Genomic DNA, 1,278 nt, shown 5'->3' with positions numbered 1-1,278 from the left:
GGCCCGGCAGTCCGGACGTTGCACCCTAATTGGGCGTGGCGACGACATCGTGAACGAGGAGAATTCCTCGCAGGTCTTGGTCGCGGACCTGGCTCGGCCGTCGACGATCTCGAAACAGAAAACCGACACCGGGCGTGCCGTGAAGAACTTCGCCCCTGACCCCCGCTGACGTGTGCCCGGACCGGGGCTCTGCCCAAGCGAAGCTCCGGTTGGCGTGCGCTATTTTTTCGATTTGCGACGCGTGAGGCGGGGATAAGCCCGCAAGACGAGGCTCAAGAGCAGGGCGGTTCCCGGATTGCTGGGGTTGATGTACTCGCGAATCGAATCGATACGACCGTCGCGAATATGTGCTATCCAGCAGTAGCCGTCGATGTTCAGCCGGACGCCACGGACGACGGCCTTTCGCTCGTACTCGACCACGACATGATCGTCGTTTCTGAACCAGCTGGTGATCCGCACCGAGGGCTCGCCGTCGTGCGAATCGGTTCCTCCCGAGACGGTGAGTGCCCCGACGACGTCCTCCCGGCCCTTCCATGTGTGACCGATCGGGACGAGAGTGAACTCGCAGTCATCCGTCAGCAGCTCACCGAACGTTTCGTAGTCGTGGTCGGCGATAGTCTCCAAGTATCGTTCGACAAGATCTTCGGAGCCGGTTTCGCTCGACGTCATTCGCACTTCTCCTCATTCGCTTGCGGGTGAACATGCCGACACACGGTCGGCGTCGGTTATCGGGATATCGCGGGTGATGCGGGGGAGGGAGGCCTGAGGCGGCTCAGCCCCGTTCGAGTTCCCCGCGCACGGTGGCGGCGATGCGGGTGAGCGCGGTCCCGAGGTTGCGGCGCTGAGCGGCGGTCAGCGGATCGAACACGAGCCGCTTCACCTGCGCCACGTGCTCCGGGGCGCTGTCGGCGAGCTTGCGGCGGCCGCCGTCGGTGAGGGTGGCGAAGGTGTATCGGCCGTCGCTGGGGTCGGGTCGGCGGGTGACCCAGTCGCGGGCTTCGAAGCGGTCCATGGCTTTCGACAGCCGGGGCTGGGTGCTGTCGCAGACCCGGGCGAGGTCGCTCAGGCGCATCGTGTCGTCGTCGGCCATCGACAGCCTGGCCAGCACCCCGTACTCGAAGTTGGAGATGCCCGCGTCGCGTTGTAGCTGACGGTCGAGAGCTGCGGGGAGGGCGGTGACGACCGTGAGGAGCGCCTGCCACAGCTCCTGTTGGTCCTCATCGAGCCAGGGTGACGGGGTGTTCATGCGCTCATCGTACTTGCCCAGGAAACACGTAC

General features: G+C 64.9%; 2 protein-coding genes. Both read right to left on the bottom strand.

What is annotated here, in order from left to right; genetic code table 11:
- Positions 1 to 219 precede the first annotated feature (219 nt).
- Positions 220 to 669 (bottom strand): nuclear transport factor 2 family protein, encoded by a 450-nt coding sequence (locus ACFWF3_RS36295; RefSeq protein ID WP_379318709.1) that lies wholly within the window; start codon positions 667 to 669, stop codon positions 220 to 222.
- 103 nt (positions 670 to 772) lie between these two features.
- Positions 773 to 1,278: MarR family winged helix-turn-helix transcriptional regulator (locus ACFWF3_RS36290; RefSeq protein WP_379318707.1), on the bottom strand; the 506-nt coding region annotated here is incomplete at its 5' end.

Origin of the sequence: Nocardia sp. NPDC060220 (assembly GCF_042727815.1) — a bacterium.
In the GTDB taxonomy this organism is placed as follows: domain Bacteria; phylum Actinomycetota; class Actinomycetes; order Mycobacteriales; family Mycobacteriaceae; genus Nocardia.
Note: the sequence above shows the minus strand (reverse complement) of the source record. Positions and strands in the feature narration are given on the sequence as shown.

Coding starts and splice junctions, on each gene's coding strand:
- ACFWF3_RS36295 (WP_379318709.1), bottom strand. CDS start 669: ATGACGTCGAGCGAAACCGGCTCCGAAGATCTTGTCGAACGATACTTG.